Annotated in this window: 21 protein-coding genes; 3 read left to right on the top strand and 18 right to left on the bottom strand. The window is 62.9% G+C overall.

Translation table 11 applies throughout. From position 1 onward, the window contains the following. Positions 1 to 26: 26 nt before the first annotated feature. From HV765_RS10370 to HV765_RS10350, 5 genes are all read right to left on the bottom strand, one after another. On the bottom strand, positions 27 to 1,850 hold the full coding sequence (locus HV765_RS10370; RefSeq protein ID WP_054423704.1) for a bifunctional aspartate transaminase/aspartate 4-decarboxylase: 1,824 nt from the start codon (positions 1,848 to 1,850) through the stop codon (positions 27 to 29). Positions 1,851 to 1,962: 112 nt separating this feature from the next. After that, entirely contained in the window at positions 1,963 to 3,654 is a 1,692-nt protein-coding gene (gene aspT / locus HV765_RS10365; protein ID WP_054423706.1) for an aspartate-alanine antiporter, read from the bottom strand. A 194-nt stretch (positions 3,655 to 3,848) separates the two neighbouring features. Beyond that, on the bottom strand, positions 3,849 to 4,778 hold the full coding sequence (locus HV765_RS10360) for an electron transfer flavoprotein subunit alpha/FixB family protein (protein ID WP_175169677.1): 930 nt from the start codon (positions 4,776 to 4,778) through the stop codon (positions 3,849 to 3,851). A gap of 2 nt (positions 4,779 to 4,780) precedes the next feature. Beyond that, positions 4,781 to 5,530, bottom strand: a complete 750-nt coding sequence (locus HV765_RS10355) for an electron transfer flavoprotein subunit beta/FixA family protein (protein WP_054423710.1) — start codon at positions 5,528 to 5,530, stop codon at positions 4,781 to 4,783. Between the two features lie 70 nt (positions 5,531 to 5,600). Next, complete coding sequence (locus tag HV765_RS10350) at positions 5,601 to 6,524, bottom strand: histone deacetylase family protein (protein WP_175169676.1); 924 nt, start codon at positions 6,522 to 6,524, stop codon at positions 5,601 to 5,603. A gap of 10 nt (positions 6,525 to 6,534) precedes the next feature. Here HV765_RS10350 and mltB point away from each other — a divergent pair, with 10 nt between their 5' ends. Then, on the top strand, positions 6,535 to 7,689 hold the full coding sequence (gene mltB / locus HV765_RS10345; protein WP_054423712.1) for a lytic murein transglycosylase B: 1,155 nt from the start codon (positions 6,535 to 6,537) through the stop codon (positions 7,687 to 7,689). A gap of 105 nt (positions 7,690 to 7,794) precedes the next feature. Here mltB and HV765_RS10340 read toward each other — a convergent pair whose 3' ends face one another. Then, positions 7,795 to 8,844 (bottom strand): cyclase family protein, encoded by a 1,050-nt coding sequence (locus tag HV765_RS10340; RefSeq protein ID WP_175169675.1) that lies wholly within the window; start codon positions 8,842 to 8,844, stop codon positions 7,795 to 7,797. Positions 8,845 to 8,910: 66 nt separating this feature from the next. Between HV765_RS10340 and HV765_RS10335 the strand changes: the two genes are divergently transcribed. Next, positions 8,911 to 9,687, top strand: coding sequence for an IclR family transcriptional regulator (locus HV765_RS10335; protein WP_175169674.1), 777 nt, complete (start codon positions 8,911 to 8,913; stop codon positions 9,685 to 9,687). Next, positions 9,684 to 10,664, top strand: a complete 981-nt coding sequence (locus HV765_RS10330; protein WP_175169673.1) for a Bug family tripartite tricarboxylate transporter substrate binding protein — start codon at positions 9,684 to 9,686, stop codon at positions 10,662 to 10,664. The genes HV765_RS10335 and HV765_RS10330 overlap by 4 nt, the downstream gene beginning before the upstream one ends. 129 nt (positions 10,665 to 10,793) lie before the next feature. On the opposite strand, the gene cysM is transcribed toward HV765_RS10330, so the two are convergent. The 12 genes from cysM to hisC form a co-directional block, all read right to left on the bottom strand. Continuing rightward, on the bottom strand, positions 10,794 to 11,702 hold the full coding sequence (gene cysM, locus HV765_RS10325; protein WP_054424663.1) for a cysteine synthase CysM: 909 nt from the start codon (positions 11,700 to 11,702) through the stop codon (positions 10,794 to 10,796). Between the two features lie 93 nt (positions 11,703 to 11,795). Then, positions 11,796 to 12,356, bottom strand: a complete 561-nt coding sequence (locus HV765_RS10320; RefSeq protein WP_175169672.1) for a ComEA family DNA-binding protein — start codon at positions 12,354 to 12,356, stop codon at positions 11,796 to 11,798. A 218-nt stretch (positions 12,357 to 12,574) separates the two neighbouring features. Beyond that, the gene (rfaD, locus tag HV765_RS10315) at positions 12,575 to 13,564 is read right to left on the bottom strand and encodes an ADP-glyceromanno-heptose 6-epimerase (RefSeq protein ID WP_054423726.1); all 990 of its coding nucleotides are present in this window, start codon (positions 13,562 to 13,564) and stop codon (positions 12,575 to 12,577) included. After that, a complete protein-coding gene (gene rfaE1, locus HV765_RS10310; RefSeq protein WP_175169671.1) occupies positions 13,561 to 14,502 on the bottom strand; it encodes a D-glycero-beta-D-manno-heptose-7-phosphate kinase in 942 nt (313 codons plus the stop codon). Before rfaE1 ends, rfaD begins: the two co-directional genes overlap by 4 nt. Next, the gene (lapB, locus tag HV765_RS10305; protein ID WP_054423732.1) at positions 14,499 to 15,713 is read right to left on the bottom strand and encodes a lipopolysaccharide assembly protein LapB; all 1,215 of its coding nucleotides are present in this window, start codon (positions 15,711 to 15,713) and stop codon (positions 14,499 to 14,501) included. The genes rfaE1 and lapB overlap by 4 nt, the downstream gene beginning before the upstream one ends. Positions 15,714 to 15,773: 60 nt before the next feature. After that, positions 15,774 to 16,088 (bottom strand): LapA family protein, encoded by a 315-nt coding sequence (locus HV765_RS10300; RefSeq protein ID WP_050447861.1) that lies wholly within the window; start codon positions 16,086 to 16,088, stop codon positions 15,774 to 15,776. Positions 16,089 to 16,268: 180 nt separating this feature from the next. Further along, entirely contained in the window at positions 16,269 to 16,628 is a 360-nt protein-coding gene (locus HV765_RS10295; protein WP_054423734.1) for an integration host factor subunit beta, read from the bottom strand. A gap of 3 nt (positions 16,629 to 16,631) precedes the next feature. Next, entirely contained in the window at positions 16,632 to 18,344 is a 1,713-nt protein-coding gene (rpsA, locus tag HV765_RS10290) for a 30S ribosomal protein S1 (protein ID WP_006393619.1), read from the bottom strand. A 223-nt stretch (positions 18,345 to 18,567) separates the two neighbouring features. Continuing rightward, complete coding sequence (cmk, locus tag HV765_RS10285) at positions 18,568 to 19,254, bottom strand: (d)CMP kinase (RefSeq protein WP_054423736.1); 687 nt, start codon at positions 19,252 to 19,254, stop codon at positions 18,568 to 18,570. Between the two features lie 12 nt (positions 19,255 to 19,266). Beyond that, a complete protein-coding gene (gene aroA / locus HV765_RS10280; RefSeq protein ID WP_175169670.1) occupies positions 19,267 to 20,589 on the bottom strand; it encodes a 3-phosphoshikimate 1-carboxyvinyltransferase in 1,323 nt (440 codons plus the stop codon). Positions 20,590 to 20,594: 5 nt separating this feature from the next. Further along, positions 20,595 to 21,497 carry a prephenate dehydrogenase gene (locus tag HV765_RS10275; RefSeq protein WP_175169669.1) on the bottom strand — a complete coding sequence of 301 codons (903 nt, stop codon included), beginning with the start codon at positions 21,495 to 21,497 and terminating at the stop codon, positions 20,595 to 20,597. Beyond that, the gene (hisC, locus tag HV765_RS10270) at positions 21,494 to 22,615 is read right to left on the bottom strand and encodes a histidinol-phosphate transaminase (RefSeq protein ID WP_175169668.1); all 1,122 of its coding nucleotides are present in this window, start codon (positions 22,613 to 22,615) and stop codon (positions 21,494 to 21,496) included. Before hisC ends, HV765_RS10275 begins: the two co-directional genes overlap by 4 nt. Position 22,616 lies beyond the last annotated feature (1 nt).

Genomic DNA, 22,616 nt, shown 5'->3' with positions numbered 1-22,616 from the left:
TGTCGCCCTGTGGTTGCCTGCGTCTGCTAGCGTGCGGTCGCCTTCTTGGCCGACTTGGCGGCGGTATCCGCCTTCTTCACTGCCTTTTTCACCGCCGTCTTGGCTACCTTCTTCGCCGCCGTCTTGGCGGCCTTCTTGGCGGCGCCGGCCTTGAGCGTCTGACCCTTGCCTGCCGTCGGGCCCGAACGCACCAGCTCGGACGCCTTCCAGGCTTCGACGTACTCGGTCGCGCACTCGACCATGTACTTGCCGATCTTGGCGTAGTCACCGTCGTCCAGGTTCGCCAGCGAGATACGGATCGACCACGGCGGGCCGCCAAAACCGCCGCCATCCATCAGCACCACGCCTGACTTCTCGGCCAGACGGAACAGGAAGTCCACCGGTTCGTAGTTGCTCGTCATGTACTTGCAGAAGGCGTCGCCATACATGACCTTGGCCCAGACCATGAAGTCCAGTTCCACGTAATACCAGCCGCGCATCGGATCTTCGGGCGGCAGCGGAATGCCCAGCCCGCTCCACAGCGAATCGCGGCGGGCGCGCACGATCTGCATGGTCAGATGCTTGTAGGCGTCCTTCAGGTCCAGCAGGTGGGACAGCGCAAAAAAGCCCATCTGCACCTGCTGCGGCAGAGACAGGCCCGCCGTATGGTTCAGCGCCACGTTGCGGCTGTCGGCCACCATGCGGTCGATGAACTTGAGCTTCTCGGGTTCCATCGTCATGGCGCCGTAGCGCTTGTTCAGACGCTGTTTCCAGGACGCCGGCAATTCAGCGATGCGGCGGTCCATCGTGTTCTTCTCGTGCGTGGCAATAACGCCCAGGCGCCAGCCCGTGCACCCGAAGTTCTTCGAGAAGGAATACACGCAGATGGTGTTGTGCGGCACTTCGGCCATCAGCGAACGGAAGTTCGGCACGAAGGTGCCGTACACGTCATCGGTCACCAGCACCAAGTCAGGATTCTTGCGGATCAGGCGCACGATCTGCTTCATCTCGACCGGGCTGAACGCCACTGACGGCGGGTTGCTGGGGTTCACCGTCACGGCCAGCTTGATCTTCGGATTCTCAAGCTTGGCGATTTCGGACGCCGGATAGTGCCAATCGTGCGTGCCGTCGGCGCGCATGCTGTTGGCATTGATGGCCACAATCTTGAACTGGAAGCGCTCAAGGTGGGCAATTTCGATATAGGGCGTAAACGTCGGCAGGAACAGCGCGATGGTGTCGCCCTGCTTCAGCAGGCCGTTCTGCATCAGCGAGTCAAAGATGTAGCACATGGCGGCGGTGCCGCCTTCAACCGGGAACAGATCGAACTTGCCCTTGGGCGGGCGGCCGTCGCACATTTCCTTGATCAGGTAGTCGTGCACGATCTGTTCGATATGCACCAGCGCGCGCGGCGGCACAGGGTAGTTGTCGCCGATGATGCTGTCGGTCAGTTCATGAATCCATTCATCGGGGTCGAAGTTCTTGATCTTCACGCCGTACTCAAGCACCCCGACCAGAAAGTCGTAGCCGTCTTCACCCTTGTGCTTGGACAGGAATTTGCGCAGGCGGTCCGCGCAGCCCTTCTTGCCCGGCATGCCCGCCAGAATGGCGTCATCGCGCACGCGGCGGGCTTCCTTCATGGCGAACTGGCCCAACAGGAAGAAGGCGTCGCGCGGCTCGGTGGCGATCCAGTTCGGATTGCCGCGGCCAGCGTTCAACATGGTCAAGGCAGCCGTGTGCTGATTGTCCTTGGCCAGCGTAATCAGATAATCCTTCAGCTCAAAGGGAGACAACTGCTCAAGGTCGCGCTGGCGCGAACGGGTGGTTTTCAAGGCCGAGGCCAGGCTGACGGTAAGAGGCGCGGTGGAAGCCATTTTTCAGTACTCCTGTTTGCGTTGTGATTAGCGCTTGCCGGGGTAGTGCGAGCGAGCGTGCCCGCCGCCCCGGTGTGCTGCCCGCAAGCCACGAGGCTTGCGGGGCGTCCCACTAAGTCATGAGCATGACGATGACAATGCCCCAGATAATGAGCAGGGTATTGCCGATCGCATAAGGCACCGTGTAGCCCAGGGCGGGCACCTGGCTTTTCGCCGTTTCGGTGATTTGGCCGATCGCAGCCGTGGTCGTGCGAGCGCCTGCGCAGACGCCCAGCACGATGGCCGGATGGAATTTGAAGACATAGCGGGCGATGAACACGCCCAGAATCATTGGCACACTGGTGGCGATGATGCCGGCCACAAAAAGCTTGGCTCCCAATTGCTGGAAACCCTGGACAAAGCCTGGCCCGGATGTAATGCCGACCACGGCCACAAAGGCTGTCAGCCCGACTGAGGTCAGGAACCAGTGCACGGGCTCCGGCACGCGGCCGAAGGTTGGATGCACAGAACGCAGATAGCCGAAAATCAGGCCGGAAATCAGCGCGCCGCCAGACGTCGACAAGGTGATGGGAATACCACTGACCGTCAGCACCAGCGAGCCGAACAGGCCGCCCAGCAAGATGCCGAAACCCACGAACACCATGTCGGTCTGCTCGGTGGCGCGGTCCACATACCCCAGCCTGCCCACCACGCGTTCAACGTCACGCTTGGCGCCCAGGATGAACAGGCGATCGCCGCGGTCCAGCTTCAAGCCCCAATTGACGGGCATCTCATGGCCGCCACGCACCACCTTGCGCAGGAACACGCCGCGGCCCAGTTGGCGCACGGTCTCGTTTTCCGCGAGTTCCTTGAGCGTCTTGCCGGCCACATTCTTGTTGGTCAGCACCACTTCAACGATCTCGGCGGGCAGGTTGATCACGTCGCGGTCTTCAACCTCGTTGCCGATAATGCCGCCGGCCTGCAAGACCAGCGCGTCATGGCGCCCGGTCACGCCCAGCACATCGCCGGCCTGGAGCACGGTGGTGGAGTCGTTATCGATGATTTGATCGCCGCGCCGAATACGTTCGACGAACACACGCGCATCGACGAACTTCGCTTCCAGTTCGCCAACCGTCTTGCCGATGAGTTCGGCGTGATCCAGCTTGTAGGCGCGCGCGGTGAACTTGCGGTAGCCGGACAGCTCCATGGAGTCGCTGCTGCCGGACATCTTGGCTTCGTATTCCTTGCACTCTTTGACGATGTCCACGCCCATCAGCTTCGGGCCCAGCGAGGCCAGCAGCCACGCGCTGCCCACGGTGCCGAAGATGTAGCAGACCGCGTAGGCGACCGGGATGCTGTCGATCCACTGCTTCTTGGTTGCGGCATCGACGCTCAGGCCGTTGATCGTGTCCGTGGCCACGCCCATCACTGCGGAAATCGTTTGCGCGCCGGCCAGCAGCCCCGCACCGGTGCCGGCATCAAAGCCAAAGCCCACGGCGGTTGCCCACGTGACCAACAAGCAGATAACGCAAATGATGACCGCGAAGATAACCTGGGGAAGGCCATCGCTTTTCATGCCGCGGAAGAATTGTGGTCCGACGCCGTAGCCTAGACCGAAGAGGAAAAGCAGGAAGAACACCTGCTTGAGAATGGGGGCGATCGTGATGTCTAGTTGTCCGACCAGCACACCGACCAGCAAAGTACCTGTTACCGCGCCTAAATTAAAACCAAAAAGCTTTTTGGCTCCGATCCAATACCCTAAACCGAGGGTCAGAAAGATCGCTAATTCAGGGTACTTCCGCAATGTGTCAAAGAACCAATCCATCCCGAATCTCCTTCGTTCTGTACAGGCCGAGCACGTGCGCGAACAATCCCGATGCGCGCGGAACACATTATCAGAATCTTTCAGAAATTCAAAAGAAATACGACAGACGAATTAGACCGTCGCAAAATATCGGAGACGAAAAAAAGCCCGTGGACGTTAATCCACGGGCTCTTCAAACACCTTGAACAGGCGGCTTACAGCGCGCCAGTCAGTTCGGGCACAACCTGGAACAGATCGCCCACCAAGCCATAATCGGCCACGCCGAAAATCGGGGCTTCGGGATCTTTGTTGATGGCCACAATGACCTTCGAATCCTTCATGCCGGCCAAGTGCTGGATGGCGCCCGAGATACCCACGGCCACGTACAGCTGCGGCGCAACAATCTTGCCCGTCTGGCCCACTTGCCAGTCGTTCGGCGCGTAGCCGGCGTCGACCGCAGCGCGCGAAGCGCCCAGCGCCGCGCCCAGCTTGTCAGCCAGCGGGTCCAGGATCTTGAAGTTTTCGGCGCTGCCCAGACCGCGGCCGCCCGACACCACCACGCGCGCACCGGCCAGTTCAGGACGGTCGCTCTTGGCGACTTCGCGGCTCACGAACGTGGACTTGCCCGAATCGGCAACGGCAGCGATTTCTTCCACCGCAGCCGAACCGCCTTGCGCCGCAACGGCGTCAAAGCCCGTCGTGCGCACGGTGATGACCTTCACGGCGTCGGCCGATTGCACGGTGGCAATGGCGTTACCCGCATAGATCGGGCGCTGGAACGTGTCGGCGGATTCCACGCCGATGATGTCCGAAATCTGCGCCACGTCGAGCTTGGCCGCAACGCGCGGCGCCACGTTCTTGCCCGAGGCGGTAGCCGGGAACAGGATGTGGCTGTAGTTCGATGCCACGGCCAGCACTTGGGCGGCGACGTTCTCAGCCAGGCCGTCGGCCAGTTGCGGCGCGTCGGCCAAGAGGACCTTGGCGACACCGGCGGCAGCGGCGGCCTGATCGGCCACGGCGCGCGCGTTGGCGCCAGCGACCAGCACGTGCACATCGCCTCCGATCTTGGCGGCGGCGGCGACGGCGTTCAGGGTTGCGCCCTTCAACTGGGCGTTATCGTGTTCAGCAATAACCAGCGTCGTCATGTTCAGACCACCTTCGCTTCGTTCTTGAGTTTGTCCACCAGGGCAGCAACGTCAGCCACCTTGATGCCAGCCTTGCGGGCGGGCGGCTCGCTGACCTTCAGCGTCTTCAGGCGCGGCGCGGCATCAACACCCAGTTCTTCGGGCGTGACGGTGTCCAACTGCTTCTTCTTGGCCTTCATGATGTTCGGCAGCGTGACGTAACGCGGCTCGTTCAGGCGCAAGTCGGTGGTGACGATAGCCGGCAGCGTGAGCGTCAGCGTTTCCAGGCCGCCATCCACTTCGCGCGTGACCGTGACCTTGCCGTCGGCGAGTTCAACCTTGCTGGCGAACGTGGCTTGCGGCCAGTCCAGCAGCGCGGCCAGCATCTGGCCGGTTTGGTTGGCATCGTCGTCGATGGCTTGCTTGCCCAGGATGACCAGTTGCGGCTGCTCTTTGTCGACCAGCGCCTTCAACAGCTTGGCGACAGCCAGCGGCTGCAGTTCGGCATCGGTCTGGACCAGCACGCCGCGATCGGCGCCAATGGCCATGGCGGTGCGCAGCGTCTCCTGGCATTGCGCAACGCCGCAAGAAACCGCCACGACTTCAGCGACGGCACCCTTCTCTTTCAACCGGGTCGCTTCTTCGACGGCGATTTCGTCAAAGGGGTTCATGGACATCTTCACATTGGCGATATCCACGCCAGTCTGATCCGACTTGACGCGCACCTTGACGTTGTAGTCAACGACGCGCTTGACAGGTACCAACACCTTCATCCCGCAGCCTCCAAATGGAAATAATTACCCGGCATGCGCCGGGATCGCATTGCACAATTTTTTCCTGATTCTACAGCTTAGCCAGCGCTCGTATATGCGCAACCACGCTGCGACCCAGGGCAGATAAGTTGTAACCACCTTCCAGCGTACTAACGATCCGCCCCTGACAGTGGCGTTCGGCCACATCGACGAGCTGTTCCGTTATCCACGCATAGTCGGCTTCCACCAGGCCCATCTGGCCCATGTCGTCCTCGCGGTGCGCGTCAAAGCCTGCTGACACAAGGATCAGTTCCGGCCGGTGCGCGTCGAGCTTCGGCAGCCAGGTGTCGGTGACGATCGTCCTGACGGCGGCCCCGCCCGTATAGGCGGCCACCGGCACGTTGATCATGTTGTCGGCCGGGTGCTCGGCGCCGCTGTTGGGAAAGAAGGGATGCTGGAAGAAGCTGCACATCAGCACGCGCTCATCGCCCGCGAAGACGTCTTCGGTGCCGTTGCCGTGGTGCACATCGAAGTCAACGACGGCCACGCGCGACAGGCCGTGAAACTCCAGCGCATGGCGCGCCGCAATGGCCACGTTGTTCAAGAAGCAGAACCCCATCGCCTGGGAACGGCAGGCGTGGTGCCCGGGCGGACGCACCGCGCAGAATGCCGTGCGGGCCTCGCCGCCCATCACCGCATCCACCGCCGCCACGCCCGCGCCGGCGGCATACAGCGCGGCTTCATAGGTGTGGGGATTCATCAGGGTGTCCGGATCTATCGGGTAATACCCTTGGTCCGGCGTATGTTCTCGCAAACTGTCCAGATACTGGACGGTGTGCACGCGCAGCACGTCATGGCGCGACGCCTGAGGCGCCTGCCGGTCGTCCAGATAGGGCATCAAGCCGCTGGCTAATAGCTGGTCGGAAATGGCGTCCAGCCTCTGTGGGCTTTCGGGATGCCAACTGCCCATTTCATGCAAGCGGCATGCGGGGTGGGTAAGATACATGGTCTCCATAAGGAAGATTATGTTCATCTGTCGGCGATTACTGCAACTCGGAGCGCTTTCCGCCCTGTTGGCGGGCTGCTCCACCACCGCTCCCACTGCCCCGAATTCCCTTGCCACCCAACCGGTGGCCGCCTCTGGCAACACTGCTATCCGCATCGGACCTAGTACGCCGACACCAGGCTCCGAACTGCCGGACGACGCGCCCGCCACGCTGACCGCCACCGGCGCCTTGCGGCCGGAAGTGCGTGCGTTCGTGGAAGAACTGGCCGCCGAACGCAACCTGCCGCTGAACCCCATGGTGAAGGCGCTGGAAAGTTCGCGCTACAACGCCACGGTGTCGCGCCTGATTGCGCCCGCCCCGCCGGGCAAGAAGATCTGGCGCAGCTGGCTGACGTACCGCTCGCGCTTTGTCGAGCCCAAGCGCATCGGCTGGGGCGTGGAGTTCTATAACGAAAACCGCGACCTGCTCAATCAGGCCGCGCAGCGCTTTGGCGTACCCGCGCCCATCATTGCGTCGATCATCGGCGTCGAAACGCTGTATGGCCGCAACATGGGCAACTTCCGGGTGCTGGACGCGCTGGCCACCCTGGCCTTTGACTACCCCGATCCCAACAAGCCCGAACGCGCCACGATGTTCCGCGGCCAGTTGGGCGACTTCCTGACGCTGGTCATGAAAGACAAGCTGGAACTGGAAACGCGCGGCTCGTACGCCGGCGCCATCGGCATGCCGCAATTCATGCCGACCAGCATCATGCATTACGCGGTGGACGGCGACGACAACGGCCATATCGACCTGACGAACAACACGCAGGACGCCATCATGTCGGTGGGCAGCTTCCTGGCCCAGCATGGCTGGCAACGCGGTCTGCCAGTGTTCGCACCCGTGGTGCTGCCGGCTGATCCGACAGCGCTTGTCGACGGCGGCCTGGAACCCAAGCAAAGCTGGAGCACCCTGTCAGCCGCAGGCGCTCGCCTGCAACCGGGCGCGTCGGCCACGGGTTGGGGAGGCCAGCCGCTGGGCGTGGTCGACTTGGTGGAAGAGGCCCGGGGCACCGCCCAGTACCGCGTAGGCACGCCCAACTTTTTCGCGCTGACGAAATACAACCGCAGCTACTTCTACGCCACGTCGGTCGCTGATCTGGCCGCTGAGATTGAAGCCCGCGTGAACCGCTGATCTTCTTGTCAGAAAAAAGCGGCGCCTGGGCGTGAGTCCAGGCGCCGCTTTTTCATGCGTACCGCCGAATGCCTCAGGCCGCCTCGCCCAAGTTTGCCGACGGCCTCACACCGTGGCCACCGGCGTGACGGGCGAGCCCACCGCGCCCGGCAGGTTCAGAGGCGGGGCTGTCAGCAAAAACCGGCTGCGTCCATTGGTTTGCAACCATCGCGCAAGCTGGCCCAAATACCACATCTCGCCAATCGGCATGCCCAGCTTGAAGATGCAATGATGATGCAGCGGCAACGCGGCGCAGCAGGCGTTGGGCTTTTGCGTGGGGTAGATCTCCAGCGCATGGTTGTCGGATGCCATCGCCGCCACTTTCGAATCCGAAATCCATTGCAGCAGCTTCTCATCGCTGCCATCCAGGCCCGCGCAGATCTCGTGCAGCGTATGCGCATCCGGCTCGCGGTTCTTCTCCAGCAAGGCGTCGCCGAACTCGGTGTGGAACAGCACGATATCGCCCCGCTCGATCTCGATCCGATCGCTTTCCAGAATACGCATCAGATCGTCATAGCCGACGGATTTCTGTGCCCGGCCATAGTGCTTGGCCAAGTCGACCATCACGCCGCGGCTTTGCAAGCAGGATTCAGCCAGCTGCGTGATGTCCAGCTTCTTGGCATTTGACGCCACGCCCTGCCCCAGATCGGTCTTGGCAAAACCGTTGTCTACGTCGTAGTCCACCGGGCCGACCACGTGATCATTGGGCCGGTAGCCGTTGTAGTAGACGCGTTCAGGCAGGCCGTCGCCATTCGCATCGAACAACGCGCCTACGTGCGCCAGGGAATCCCACTGCGTCGAGTACTGCAGACTCATTTCGACAATATCGTCGCTCAGCACGTCCACGCAGCCCGGACGCAGGCGCCCCAGCGGGAAATTCATGTACTGGTCGCCGTCCCGTTCCGTGGGACGCAGCTTGGGCGGAAGACGCCTGACATTCACACCATTGCCGCCGGGATAGTCCAGCGGCAGCGACAGGCAGAAGCTCAGGCCCTGGCGGACTTCGCCTATGCCCATCAGCACGTTCTCGGGAGTGATGTAATTCAGGCAACCGCGCTGATCGTCAGGCCCAAAGTCTCCCCAGTTCGATCCTTCGGGACGGTTCTTCCATCTCATGCGTCGCAACTCCTTGGCGTTGAAAGCGGATTGACATAAATTTATCACGTATAGGATACTAACATCATGGATGTGAAAACAGCTGCTCGAGTTCTGGATGTACTGAACCTCTTTGCCGAGGAGCAGAAGCCATTGCTGTACAGCGAAATCGCCGCCCAGATGCAGATCCCGCTGTCCAGTTGCCATGGCTTGCTCAAAACCATGGTGGCCCGCGGCTATCTCTATGAAATCGGCAAGAAGCACGGCTATTACCCGACCCAAAAGCTGATCCACGTCGCCACGCTGATTTGCCGCAGCGACCCCTTGAATGCGGTCATCGAACCCGTGCTGGAACGAGTCCGCGACCTGACCGGGGAAACCGCCCTGCTGGCCAAGCTGGCAGACGACAAGGTCGTCTACCTGATCGTGGCTGAATCCAAGCAGACGATCCGCTTCTCCCACCAGCCCGGCGGATTCAAAGCGGTGCACGCCACCAGCTCAGGCAAGGCGCTGTTGTCCGTACTGCCGCCGGAAGAACGCCAAAAATGGTTCAAGGCCTATAGCGGATTCACTGCGTTCACGGACAGCACTATCACCGCCCGCGATGCCTTTGATCGCGACCTGCAGGCAGGAGTCGCGCGGGGCTGGCAGCGTTCGGTCGGTGAAAACGTCGAAGACGTGATGTCCGTATCGCTCGGGTTCCGGGCCTATGAACAACCCTTTGCCATTGTGGTGGCCGGCCCCCTGGGCCGCATGCTCAAAAACGAAGCCACCACTGGAAAACAACTGGAAGAGGTCAAGGCGCTGCTGCATGCGGCCCTGCCCTCCGCCAACCTCACCTTTGTTGGAGAAGACCGTAGATGAACAAACGCAGCTTTCTTGCCGCGGCATGCACGATGATCACCACCGCCGGACTCCCCTTGGCCGGCGCGCAAGCGCAAGGCACCTATCCGGACAAACCGATACGCGTCATCATGCCGTGGGCGGCTGGCGGCCCGACCGATGTGGTGGGCCGTGTGGTCGCAGTGCAAATGGGGGAAATTCTGGGCCAGCCGCTGGTCATTGAAACCCGCGCAGGCGCCAGTGGCACAATCGGCGCGGCACAGGTCGCCCGGGCCCCCGCTGACGGCTACACGCTGCTGATGAATCCGTCCGTTCAGGGTATCTACCCCGCCCAGTTCAAGAACCTGAGTTTTGACCCGATCAAGGACTTCAGGATGGTAGGCGTGTTGGGCACGGTGCCGATGGTGGCTGTCGTCCCGCCCACCTCCAAGTTCAAGACCTTTGCCGACCTGATCCAGCACGCCCGCGCGCAGCCGGGCACACTGACCTTCGCCTCCCCCGGGGTCGCCACGCTGCCGCACTTGGCCGGTGAACTGATCAATACGTCCACCAAGGCCTCCATCTCGCACGTTGGATACCGCGGCAGCAGCCCGGCCCTGACCGATGTCGCAGGCGGCCATGTCGATCTGATGTACGCCCCGCTGGCGCCTGCGCTTCCGCTGATCCAGAGCGGCAAGGTCGTTCCGCTCGCCGTCACCACCAAAACGCGGCTGGCCGATCTTCCCAACGTGCCCACCATCGCCGAAACCGTGCTGCCCGACTTCGATATCGTCACGTGGTACGGCATGTGGGTGCCCAAGGATACGCCCGAGCCCATCATCGCCAAGCTCAACAAAGCCATGGTCGAGGCGTCGAAATCATCGAAGGTCGTCGAAGCCCTGAAATCGCAGGGCACGCTGCCCAGCACGATGGGCTACCAGGAAGCGGAAGCCTTCAATATTGCGGAAAGCGCACGCTGGATCAAGGTCATGAAAGACGCGAATATTCAGCCTGAATAACGCAGGACTGCCACGCGGCGCTTACGGCCGCATGGCAGTCCCGCAATGGAAACAGCCCGGCCAGGAAAGGCTATTCCTGGGCCGGGCTGTTTGCTTCGGCAGCCCGTCAGGCTGCCGAAAAACCAGATATCAGTTGAACACGCCGGTGGACAGATAGCGGTCGCCGCGGTCGCACACGATGAAGACGATGGTGGCGTCATTGACGCGTTCCGCCACGCGCAGCGCAGCGACCAGCGCGCCAGCGGACGAGATACCGCCAAAGATGCCCTCTTCCGCGGCCAGCCGGCGCGCCATGACTTCGGCTTCCGATTGCTCGATGGATTCATACGCATCGACGCGGCTGCGGTCGAAGATCTTCGGCAGATAGGCCTCGGGCCATTTACGGATGCCCGGAATCTGCGAGCCTTCTGCGGGTTGTGCGCCCACCACCTGCACCGCCGGATTGCGCGACTTCAGGTAAGTCGACACGCCCATGATCGTGCCCGTCGTACCCATCGCGCTGACGAAATGCGTGATGCGCCCATCGGTCTGGGTCCAGAGTTCAGGCCCCGTGGTTTCGACGTGCGCGCGCGGGTTGTCGGGGTTGGCGAATTGATCCAGCACCACGCCCCGGCCGTCTGCCTGCATTTCAGTGGCCAAGTCGCGCGCGTACTCCATGCCGCCCTTGTCGGCCGGCGTCAGGATCAATTCCGCGCCATAGGCCGCCATGGCCGCCCGGCGTTCCACCGACAGGTTGTCCGGCATGATCAAAATCATGCGGTAGCCCTTCATCGCAGCCGCCATGGCCAGGGCAATGCCCGTATTGCCGCTGGTGGCTTCAATGAGGGTATCGCCCGGCTTGATGTCGCCGCGCGCTTCCGCGTGATTGATCATCGACAAGGCCGGGCGGTCTTTCACGGAACCGGCGGGATTATTGCCTTCCAGCTTGGCCAGGATGACGTTGCCACGCGCGGCGCCCGCGGCACCCGGAATGCGCTGCAATCGGACCAGCGGCGTGTTGCCGACGGTCTGCTCGATAGTGGGATAGGTAGTAGTCATGCGGTCGATCATAACTCCGCCCGGCGGCAGACGCGGCGAAAAGCCGCGCTCCCGCCAGGGGTTCCCGAGTGAATTTCCGAGTGGCTGGGAAGCTCAGGGCCGCACGGCGGCCGCAGAGCCGGACGCACCGGCTGGAACGCCAGCAGACTTGCCGGCGGCTCTGGACCCAGACTTGGCCGCAGCCCCGACGCCAGCCCCCGTCGCCGGCTTGGCTTCACCCGGTTTGGCGACTTCCGTCGCGCTGCCCGCGGCCCCCTTGCCCACCGCGGATGACGGCTCCCCGTCGCCCACCTGCAAGCCTGCCGCTTGCAAGGCCTGCGCCTTTTTCTGACCGATACCGCGCACCCGTTCGGCCAGGTCTTCAAACGATTCGAACTTGCCGCCCCGGTCGCGCTCGGCAATGATGACTTCGGCCGTGCGCGGGCCGATGCCGCGAATCGTCTCCAATTGCTGGGCGTTGGCCTGATTGACGTCCAGCGCGTGGGCCTGGGGCGCGACAAAGCCTAGCCCGACCGTGACCAACAGTGCCCCCATTGCACGCCGCAACGCATGCCGGCCACCCTTTGCACGCATGGCCGCCATCGGCGAACGAAGCGCGTGGGTTGACGAGCACGGCAGCAATCCGGTGGGGGTGGTCTCGATAAATGAATTCATGGGTGTCTCCTGAATGGATCTGTGCACAACGATTGTTGCGCCACCCCTGGATGATGGCCGCCCGCCCCGCGCTTGGGCCGCGCAGTGAACGGATTGATCCACCTCGGCAACTACGCAGACGAAAAAAAGCCACCAAATCGGTGGCTTCTTTTTTCACGACATGCGCCGCGCGAATTGCAGCACTGATGCAGCACTTATTGCAGCGCTCAATCAAGCATTTATCGACGCGCGCGCCAGTACCGCACGTACTCGGCCACGCCCGTCTGCACATCCCGCATCGGGGCGTAAAAGCCCGCCGTGCGCAACTGCGTCACATCGGCTTGCGTATAGCTTTGATAGCGCCCCTTCAGATCGTCCGGGAACGGGATGTAGCGGATGAGATCCAGCTCCACCAATTGCGCGAGCGTCAATTCGGCTTCGCCACGTTCCGCGCGCAAGGTGTTCACCACGGCCGCCGCCACGTCATTGAACGGTTGGGCGCGCCCCGTGCCGCAGTTGAAGATGCCCGACTGTTCCGGGTGATCCAGGAAGTGCAGGTTGACCGCCACCACGTCTTCCACCGAGATGAAATCGCGGCTCTGCCCGCCGTCCACGTAACCGTCCCAGCCCGCAAACAGGCGCACATGGCCGTGTTCCAGGAACTGGTTCATGTTGTGGAACGCCACCGAAGCCATGCGACCCTTGTGTTGCTCGTGCGGGCCGTAGACGTTGAAATAGCGCAGGCCCACAACCTGCGCGGTCAGGCTGTTCATGCGTTTGCGCAGGACCTGGTCGAACAGCAGCTTGGAGTAGCCGTAGACGTTCAACGGGCCTTCGTTGGCAGGATCTTCGACATAGATCGACGAGCCGCCATAGACGGCGGCGGACGACGCATACAGGAACGGAATGCGGCGCTCCTGACAGAACTCGAACAACTCCAGCGTGACGCGGTAGTTGTTGTCCATCATGTAGCGGCCGTTACGCTCGGTCGTGTCCGAACACGCGCCCTGGTGCAGCACGGCGCGCACGGCGGGCAGGCTGCCGTCAACGACGCGGCGGCGGAAGTCGTCCTTGTCCATGTACTCGGCGATCTGGCAATCGACCAGATTGACGAACTTGTCGCCCTCGGTCAGATCGTCCACCGCGATGATGTCCGTGATGCCGCGGCGGTTCAGCCCGCGCACCAGATTGCTGCCAATGAAGCCTGCGGCTCCGGTTACGACGATCATGAGGGTTCTCCTGCCAATTCCGCGGCGGTGACGACGGACGTGCCCAGCTTGCCCACGGCAATGCCGCCGGCCTTGTTGGCCCAGCCCATCGCCTCGGCCCACGGCAAGCCGATGGCGCGCGAGACGGCCAGCGTGGCCAGCACGGTGTCGCCCGCGCCGGACACATCGAACACCTCGTGCGCTTGCGCATCGATGTGGTCACGTCCGGTATCGGTAAACAAAGTCATGCCCTGCTCGGAACGCGTCACAAGCAAGGCTTCCAGGTCCAGGTCAGCGCGCAGGCGCTGCGCGCGATCGGTCAGTTCAGCTTCGGAATTCCAGCGGCCCACCGCCTGCTGCATTTCCGAACGGTTCGGGGTGACAAGCGTTGCGCCACGATAGCGCGCGTAGTCATCGCCCTTGGGGTCCACCAGCACCGGGATGCCTGCATGACGCGCCATGGCCACCAGCGACTCGACGCGGGTCAGCACGCCCTTGGCGTAGTCGGACAGCACAACGATGTCGTGGTTGGCCAGATGACGCGCCAGCGCGGCGTCAACACTGTCGAGTGCGGCCTGCTCCGGATGCTGTTCAAAGTCCACGCGCAGCAGCTGCTGCTGGCGGCCCAGCACGCGCATCTTCAGCGTGGTGTGCAAGGATGGGTCGGCGATCAGGTCAGCCTGGATGCCGGCTTCAGCGGACAAACGGCGGATGCTGTCGCCCGCCTCGTCCGCGCCCAGCACGCCCACAAGCGTCACGTGGCCGCCCAAGGCCGCCACGTTGCGCGCCACGTTGGCGGCGCCGCCCAGGCGGTCTTCGCGGCGCGCCACACGCACCACCGGCACCGGCGCTTCCGGAGAAATGCGTTCGACTTCACCGAACCAGTAGCGGTCCAGCATGATGTCGCCGACCACGAGAACGCGGCTATGCGAAATGGCTTCGGCGGGGAAAGGCTTCATTCAAGTTCTTCCAGACGGCGCGGCGCATAGGTTTCCCAGGCGTTGCAGCCGGGACATTGCCAGTAAAAACGACGCGCTTGAAAACCGCAACTACGGCACGCATAGCGGTCCAGCCGTTGCGTATGCTTGTGGATCAGACTGCGCAACAGCGTCAGATCGGCGCCAGGCACCGGCCCTTGCTCGGCGCCCGCATCCGGGTTGGCCAGCTCGGCTTCCAGCAAGCGATCCAGGCCCAGCAGGGACGGATGACTGCGCAGCGCACCCCGCGCAAACGCCCAAGCCACGACCGAGCCCTGTTGCACGCGCAGCTCGCGGAACACGACGTTGAAGAGATCCAGCGACGCATGGCGCTGATACTGCTTTTGCAGGAAGTCCAACCCCGCTTCCACCTGATTCGCGGCGCGGTAATTGGCCAGCAACTGCTCGGCGACGAGCCCCGCAAATTCGGGGGCGTCGGTCATGACCGACTCCAGGTACAGCCGTTCGCGCTTGGGATCTTGCTCCATCAACGCCAGGCGGGCGCGCAGCATGGCAGTGCGCACCATCGCGCCCTTGCCCGCGGCCGGGTCGGTCGTGGACAAGGCGTGATCAGCGGCGTCCAGCGCCTTGTGCGCGGCGTCCACATCCGCCGGCTTGGCGGACAGCGCCGTCTGCGCCTGTTCGCAGTAGTAGTGCACGATCTGCGGCACCGGCTCATCAACCAAACCTTGCAAGGTTTTGACGGCTTCAATGGCGCGCGGCCAGTCGTGTTCGGATTCAAAAATCCGGATCAGCGAACGCAAGGCGGGCAGCGCATAGCGCGTGTCCTTCAATTGCTCGAACCCGCTTTCGGCGCGGTCGAGCATGCCAGCCTTGAGGAAGTCTTGCGCCAATTCATGCTGCGCGTGCTCACGTTCGGCAGCCGGCAGGTCGGAGCGGCTAAGCAGGCTTTGATGCACGCGGATGGCGCGTTCCATCTCGCCACGGCGGCGGAACAGGCTGCCCAGCGCAAAGTGCAGCTCGGTCGTTTCCGGGTCCAGTTTGGCGACTTCGACAAAGGCGTCAATTGCGCGGTCGGGTTCCTCGTTGAGCAGGAAGTTCAGGCCCCGGAAATACGAGTCAGGCAGGCTGCGGGTTTCCCGAAGCATTTGCCGGATATCGAAGCGCGCGGCCAACCAGCCCAGCGCGAACAACACCGGCACGAAAATCAACCACCAAGGTTCAAAATCCACGTTTCGGGCTCTTGCGGTAATTCAGTGCGAAATTGACGGCGTGCAAGGATCGGCGCGCCATTACAGCGGCGACATCGGCGCAACGGCTTCGGGCGGCACGACAGGCGTGGTGCCATTCACCGCAGCCTGCACGCGGTCCAGCTCGCGGCGCAAGCGAATGGCTTCGCGGCGGCGGCGCATGGCGGCGGGCACGGTCAGCAGCAGGCCAAACAAGGCGCCCGCCACAAACACCACCAGCATCACGACGATCAACGGCACGTCTTGCACGACGTAGTCCGCGTAGAACTTCACGGCAACCGGATCGGTGTTCTTCAAGGCGAACATCAATACCGCAATAAACACGAGCAATCGCAGGGCCCAGACTAGATAGCGCATGACGCATGCTCCAAAGAATTCAAGACTGTCAATTGTAAGCGACGTCTTAAAGGTCCCAAGAAAAAAAATCCCCGCATCACGGCTGCACGGCGGCGGCCGGAAAAAACAAAGCCCCTTGATTTCTCAAGGGGCCTGTTCTCGGTCCGATCTGCCCGTAGGCAGCCTTTACTAGCCGATACGTCAATGCATGGCGTGCAAACCTGCCATGGACGCCATCGGTTCACTCGATCCAGAAGATTGAGCGTCCTCGTCATTGCCGCCGACCAGGTCTACCCGTTCGCGCAATTCCTTGCCCGCCTTGAAGTGCGGCACCTGTTTACCAGGCACCAGCACTTGTTCGCCGGATTTCGGATTGCGACCGATGCGGGGAGACCGCTGCGACAACGAGAAGCTTCCAAAACCGCGGATCTCGATGCGCTGACCCGAGGCCAGGGCCTGGGTCATTGCATCCAGAACGGTCTTGACCGCGTAATCGGTGTCGCGGGCGGCCAGCTGAGGATAGCGGGCCGCCAAGGCGGCGATCAGCTCCGACTTGGTCACGAATTAACCGTCGTTGCGCTGTTGGTCCAGCTTGGCCTTCAGCAGCGCGCCGAGGTTGGTGGTGCCGGACGAAGCGCTGGCGTCGGACATGCGCTGGATCGTTTCGGCGGTCTCAGCGTTGTCGCGGGCCTTGATCGACAGTTGGATCGAACGCGTCTTGCGGTCGATGTTGACGATCATGGCTTCGATGTTTTCGCCAGCGTTCAGAACGGTGGTGGCATCTTCAACGCGGCCCGAGGAGATCTCGGAAGCGCGCAGGTAGCCTTCAACGTCCACGGACAGCGTAACAACAGCGCCCTTGGCTTCGACGGACTTGATGGTGCCCGGAACAACCGCGCCCTTGTCAAACGTGGCGACGAAGTTGTTGAAGGGGTCGCCTTCCAGCTGCTTGATGCCCAGCGAGATGCGTTCCTTGTCGGTATCGATGCCCAGAACCACGGCTTCGATCTCGTCGCCCTTCTTGAAGTTGCGCACGGCTTCTTCGCCCGTTTCCGTCCACGACAGGTCGGACAGGTGAACCAGGCCGTCGATGCCGCCAGGCAGACCCACGAACACGCCGAAGTCGGTGATCGACTTGATGGCGCCGCGGACCTTGTCGCCGCGCTTGAAGTTCGTAGCGAACTCTTCCCACGGGTTTTGACGGCACTGCTTCATGCCCAGCGAGATACGACGACGGTCTTCGTCGATTTCCAGGACCATGACTTCGACTTCTTCGCCCAGGGTAACAACCTTGCGCGGGTCGACGTTCTTGTTGGTCCAGTCCATTTCGGAGACGTGAACCAGGCCTTCGATGCCGGCTTCGACTTCGACGAAGGCGCCGTAGTCGGTCAGGTTCGTGACCTTACCGAACAGGCGGGTGCCTTGCGGGTAGCGGCGAGCCAGGCCCACCCACGGATCTTCGCCCAGCTGCTTGACGCCCAGCGAGACGCGGCTCTTTTCCTGGTCGAACTTGAGGACCTTGGCTTCGACTTCTTGACCCACTTGCAGGACTTCGGACGGGTGACGCACACGACGCCATGCCATGTCGGTGATGTGGAGCAGGCCATCGATGCCGCCCAGGTCAACGAACGCGCCGTAGTCGGTGATGTTCTTGACCACGCCCTTGACCACAGCACCTTCGTGCAGGGTTTCGAGCAGCTTTTGACGCTCTTCGCCCATGCTGGCTTCCAGCACTTGGCGACGCGACAGCACAACGTTGTTGCGCTTGCGGTCGAGCTTGATGACCTTGAATTCGAGGGTCTTGCCTTCGTACGGGGTGGTGTCCTTGACCGGACGCAGATCCACCAGCGAACCCGGCAGGAACGCGCGGATGCCGTTGGTCATGACGGTCAGGCCGCCCTTCACCTTGCCGGTGATGGTGCCGGTAACCAGTTCGCCGTTTTCCAGGGCCTTTTCCAGCTGCAGCCAGGCCGACAGGCGCTTGGCGCGGTCACGCGACAGGATGGTGTCGCCGTAGCCGTTTTCCAGGGAATCGATGGCCACCGAGACGAAATCGCCGGGTTGCACTTCGAGCTCGCCCTGGTCGTTCAGGAACTCTTCCAGGGGGATCAGCGCTTCGGACTTCAGGCCGGCGTTGACGACGACGAAATTATGGTCGACGCGCACGACTTCGGCGCTGATGACCTCGCCGGACTTCATGTCCTGGCTCTTGAGGCTTTGTGCGAAAAGGTCGGCGAAACTTTCGCCGCCGGTGGCGGTAGTGGAAACGGAAGACATGGGGTTGAAATCCATTGGGCCGAAATGGCCGTTAAGAACACACCGCAGCGGATTGCCCGCCACAGTGGAGTCAAAATACCTGTTTGCCGGTTCGCCCCTGCGGGGTGGCCCGTGGGGGGTTGCGCCTGGCTAGAACAGGGCCTAATAAAATTTTCTGGCTGTCTGCGCTATCGCCTTTCAGCTATCGCCTTTCAGCTACTGCTTTTCAGCCATAGCGGTTGGACTATTTTTGCGCTTGTTGCCAGAAATCCAGTATTGCCTGCACTGTTTCTGCAATCGTCAAATTGGACGAATCCAGCACATGTGCGTCTGCTGCGGGAGCAAGCGGCGCCGTGGCGCGCTGGGTGTCGCGGGCATCTCGCTCGCGCATATCTCGCAGAAGGTCGTCTAGATTAGCAGAAATTCCCTTTTCGATCAACTGCTTACGCCGCCTCTCCGCCCGGGCGACCACGTCGGCAACCAGGAACACCTTCAGGGACGCATCGGGAAAGACCACCGTGCCCATATCCCGGCCATCCGCCACCAGCCCGGGAGGCAGGCGGAAAGCGCGTTGACGTTCGAGCAGCGCTTGGCGCACACCCGGAAAAGCCGCCACCCGGGAGGCGAAATTACCCACTTCCTCGCGGCGGATGTCGTGGCCGACGTCGGCGCCTTCCAGGTAGACGTGGGGACCGTCAAAGCGCACATCCAGCGTCTCGGCCACGCGGGCCACGCCCGGCTCGTCGTCCGCGGCCACGCCCTGCTTGATGGCGGCCAGCGCCGTCAGGCGGTACAACGCGCCGCTGTCCAGCACGTCCCAGCCCAGCGCCTTGGCGACGCGATGCGCCACGGTGCCCTTGCCCGACGCGGTGGGCCCGTCAATCGTGATGACCGCAGCCACGGGAGAATCAATCGAAGAAGTCAAAGTCATGTAGGTTTTTCGCTAGGCCGATACCAGGCTCGCGTAGACATCAAAGTAACCCGGGAACGTCTTGCTGACGCAGCCAGGGTCCAGAATTCTGACCGCCGCCGGGCCGAAGGCCGCCAGCGAAAAGCACATCGCCATGCGGTGGTCGTCCCAGGTGCCAATGTGCGCATCGCGCCAGGCGTCCTGCGCCGGGGGGATGACGCGCAGCCAATCCGGCCCCGATTCCACCTGCGCGCCCAACTTTTCAAGCTCGGTCTGCATGGCGTGGATGCGGTCGGTTTCCTTCACGCGCCAACTGCCGATGTTGCGCAGGCGGCACGGGCCGTCGGCATACAGGGCCAGCGCGGCGGCCGTCATGGCAGCATCGGGGATCAGATTGAAATCGGTATCAAAGGCCTTCAGTCGCGCGCCGTCGGCCACGCGCACGCCCGACACTTCGATCCAGTCGGGGCCATACGTGACCGTGGCGCCCATCTGCGCCAGGGTGTCGGCAAACGCAACGTCGCCCTGGATGCTGTCCGCGCCCACGCCCGTCACGCGCAACGGGCCGCCGCCAATGGCGCCCAGCGCCAGAAAGTAGGAGGCCGTCGACGCATCGCCTTCCACCGCGATCTGACCCGGGCTGCGATAACCCGCGCCGCCTTCAATCACGAAACGGCTCCATCCATCACGCTGCACCTGCACGCCAAAGCGCGCCATCAGGTTCAGCGTGATTTCGATGTAGGGCTTGGAGATCAGCTCGCCCACCACTTCGATCGTGACGGGCTTGCCGCTGCGGCCCGCCTGCAAGGGCGCGGCCAGCAACAATGCCGTCAGGAACTGGCTGGACACGGAACCCTGCACGCGCGTGACAGCGTCCTCGGCGATGTCGCCGCGGCCGATGTGCAGCGGCGGATAGCCCGGCTGGCCCAAGTAATCAATGCGGGCGCCCAGTGCATTCAAAGCATCCGCCAGATCACCAATGGGGCGTTCATGCATGCGCGGCACGCCCGACAAGCGGTAGTCGCCACCCATCAAGGCTAGCGCGGCCGTCAGCGGACGAATCGCGGTGCCGGCGTTCCCCATGAAGAGGTCCGCGCTTTCCACAGGAAAACGCCGCACGCCCTCGACGGTGACGCGGCCGGCGTCCAGGTCAGACACCTGCACGCCCAATTGGCGCAAGGCGCCCAGCATGACGCGGGTATCGTCAGAATCCAGCAGGCCGGTGATGACCGTCGTGCCCTCGGCAATGGCCGACAGCAGCAGCACACGGTTGGAAATGCTTTTGGAACCGGGCAAGGCCATCACGCCCTGCGCTTGCCGCACGCGCGGCAGATCCAGATAAGCCATAGCGTTCATGTCAGCTACTCCTTGCGCCAATGACGGCGCGCCTGGGCTGCCGTGTCCAGCAGGGCCAGCAAAGCGGCGTCATCGCCATCGGCAATGGCGCGTTCAGCGCGATCCAGCACGGCGCGCACATCGGCAAGCTCGGCCAGCATCGCGTCACGATTAGACAGAAAAATGTCGCGCCACATCTCCGGCGACCCCGCCGCGATGCGCGTGAAATCACGAAAGCCGCTGCCGGCCAGCGCCAGCCGGGTCGGGGCATCAGCGGCGGTCGCCACCTGCTCCATGTACACCGACGACAACAAGTGCGGCAGATGGCTGACCGAGGCCAGCACGCGGTCGTGCGCATCGGCATCCATGTCGATCACACTGGCGCCGCAGGCTTGCCACGCGCGGCGCACCAGGTCGATGGAAGCGGCGGTGTTCTCGGCAAGCGGCGTCAGAATGACGGTGCGCTGGCCGTACAGATCAGCATCGGCGGCATCCGGCCCCGTGCGTTCGGCGCCCGCAATGGGGTGGCCCGGCACGAAGCGCCCGATGTGTTCGCCCAGCGCGTCGCGCGCGGCTTCGACAACCTCGGCCTTGGTGCTGCCTGCATCGGTCAATACCGTGCCTGCGCCCAAGTGCGGCAGCATCCGCGCCAGCACGTTCTTCAAGCCGCCAACCGGCGTGGACAGCAGCACCAGGTCCGCCCGAGCGGCTGAGTCTTCCGCGCTGACCGCTTCATCAATCAGCCCCAGCTCAATGGCGCGCGCAAGCGATGACGCATTGCGCCCCACGCCTAACACGCGGCCAACCTGGCCTGCCCGGCGCAACGCCGCAGCAAATGAACCGCCGATCAGGCCCACACCCACCACGGCCAATACAGGAATCAGGGGGCCAGCGGCCCCCTGATTCGTAGAAGGTAACGCGTCGTTCATGCGGACAAAATGGCGGTCAAGGCGTCAATGAAGCGGGCGTTTTCTTCCGGCAAGCCGATCGACACACGCAGCCATTCCGGCAGGCCATCGCCCGCCACCGGGCGCACGATCACGCCACGCTTGAGCAATTCCAGATTGATGCGGGGCGCGTCGCCCACATGCACCAGCACGAAGTTGCCGTAGCTGGGCACGTAGCGCAGCTTCAGCTGGTCGAACGCCGCGCAAAGCTGCGCCTTGCCCGATTTGTTCGAGGCATAGGCCTCTTCCAGATAGGCCGCATCGCCCAACGCAGCAATCGCCGCGGCCTGCGCCAGCGTGTTGACGTTGAACGGCTGGCGCACACGATTCAGCAGGTCGGTCAGCGGAGGCTGCGCCACCGAGAAGCCCACCCGCAAGCCCGCCAGACCATAGGCCTTGGAGAACGTGCGCGAGATGATCAGGTTCGGGAACCGACGCGCCAGCGCGGTGCTGTCGAAGCGGTGTTCCGGGTCCAGGTATTCGTTATAGGCCTCGTCCAGCACCACCGTCACGCGGTCGCCATGGGCAGCTTGCACGCGTTCCAGGAAGGACGCGACCTTGTCGCCCGGCACGAAGGTGCCCGTCGGGTTATTGGGGTTGGCGATGAACAGCAGGCGCGTGTCGTCGGCAATGGCGTCAAACATTGCATCCAGATCATGGCCATAGTCTTGCGCCGGCACCACGATGTGGCGCGCGCCGCGCGCTTGCGTGGCCAGGCGGTAGACGGCGAACGAATGCTGCGCATACACCGCCGACGAACCCGGCTCCAGCAGCGCCAGCGCCGCGATTTCCAGAATGTCGTTGGACCCGTTGCCCAGCGTGATCCAGTTCATTGGCACGCCATAACGCTCGGCCAGCGCCGCCTTCAGGTCAAAGCCATTGGGATCGGGATAGCGGGCCAGCGACTCGGCGGCGGCCAACATGGCGGCACGCGCCGACTTCGGCATGCCCAGCGGGTTTTCGTTCGACGCCAGCTTGACGATGCCCGCCGGGTCCAGCCCGAACTCACGGGCCAGTTCTTCAATGGGCTTGCCCGCCTGATAAGGCGCGATGGCGCTGACGTGCGCGGGAGCAACGAGGGGCTTGGATGCGGTGGTCATG

This window comes from Achromobacter kerstersii (assembly GCF_902859595.1).
Classification (GTDB): domain Bacteria; phylum Pseudomonadota; class Gammaproteobacteria; order Burkholderiales; family Burkholderiaceae_B; genus Achromobacter; species Achromobacter kerstersii.
This window is presented reverse-complemented; position numbering and strand designations above follow the sequence as displayed.

Coding starts and splice junctions, on each gene's coding strand:
- HV765_RS10370 (WP_054423704.1), bottom strand. CDS start 1,850: ATGGCTTCCACCGCGCCTCTTACCGTCAGCCTGGCCTCGGCCTTGAAA.
- aspT (WP_054423706.1), bottom strand. CDS start 3,654: ATGGATTGGTTCTTTGACACATTGCGGAAGTACCCTGAATTAGCGATC.
- HV765_RS10360 (WP_175169677.1), bottom strand. CDS start 4,778: ATGACGACGCTGGTTATTGCTGAACACGATAACGCCCAGTTGAAGGGC.
- HV765_RS10355 (WP_054423710.1), bottom strand. CDS start 5,530: ATGAAGGTGTTGGTACCTGTCAAGCGCGTCGTTGACTACAACGTCAAG.
- HV765_RS10350 (WP_175169676.1), bottom strand. CDS start 6,524: ATGGAGACCATGTATCTTACCCACCCCGCATGCCGCTTGCATGAAATG.
- mltB (WP_054423712.1), top strand. CDS start 6,535: ATGTTCATCTGTCGGCGATTACTGCAACTCGGAGCGCTTTCCGCCCTG.
- HV765_RS10340 (WP_175169675.1), bottom strand. CDS start 8,844: ATGAGATGGAAGAACCGTCCCGAAGGATCGAACTGGGGAGACTTTGGG.
- HV765_RS10335 (WP_175169674.1), top strand. CDS start 8,911: ATGGATGTGAAAACAGCTGCTCGAGTTCTGGATGTACTGAACCTCTTT.
- HV765_RS10330 (WP_175169673.1), top strand. CDS start 9,684: ATGAACAAACGCAGCTTTCTTGCCGCGGCATGCACGATGATCACCACC.
- cysM (WP_054424663.1), bottom strand. CDS start 11,702: ATGACTACTACCTATCCCACTATCGAGCAGACCGTCGGCAACACGCCG.
- HV765_RS10320 (WP_175169672.1), bottom strand. CDS start 12,356: ATGAATTCATTTATCGAGACCACCCCCACCGGATTGCTGCCGTGCTCG.
- rfaD (WP_054423726.1), bottom strand. CDS start 13,564: ATGATCGTCGTAACCGGAGCCGCAGGCTTCATTGGCAGCAATCTGGTG.
- rfaE1 (WP_175169671.1), bottom strand. CDS start 14,502: ATGAAGCCTTTCCCCGCCGAAGCCATTTCGCATAGCCGCGTTCTCGTG.
- HV765_RS10300 (WP_050447861.1), bottom strand. CDS start 16,088: ATGCGCTATCTAGTCTGGGCCCTGCGATTGCTCGTGTTTATTGCGGTA.
- rpsA (WP_006393619.1), bottom strand. CDS start 18,344: ATGTCTTCCGTTTCCACTACCGCCACCGGCGGCGAAAGTTTCGCCGAC.
- cmk (WP_054423736.1), bottom strand. CDS start 19,254: ATGACTTTGACTTCTTCGATTGATTCTCCCGTGGCTGCGGTCATCACG.
- aroA (WP_175169670.1), bottom strand. CDS start 20,589: ATGAACGCTATGGCTTATCTGGATCTGCCGCGCGTGCGGCAAGCGCAG.
- HV765_RS10275 (WP_175169669.1), bottom strand. CDS start 21,497: ATGAACGACGCGTTACCTTCTACGAATCAGGGGGCCGCTGGCCCCCTG.
- hisC (WP_175169668.1), bottom strand. CDS start 22,615: ATGACCACCGCATCCAAGCCCCTCGTTGCTCCCGCGCACGTCAGCGCC.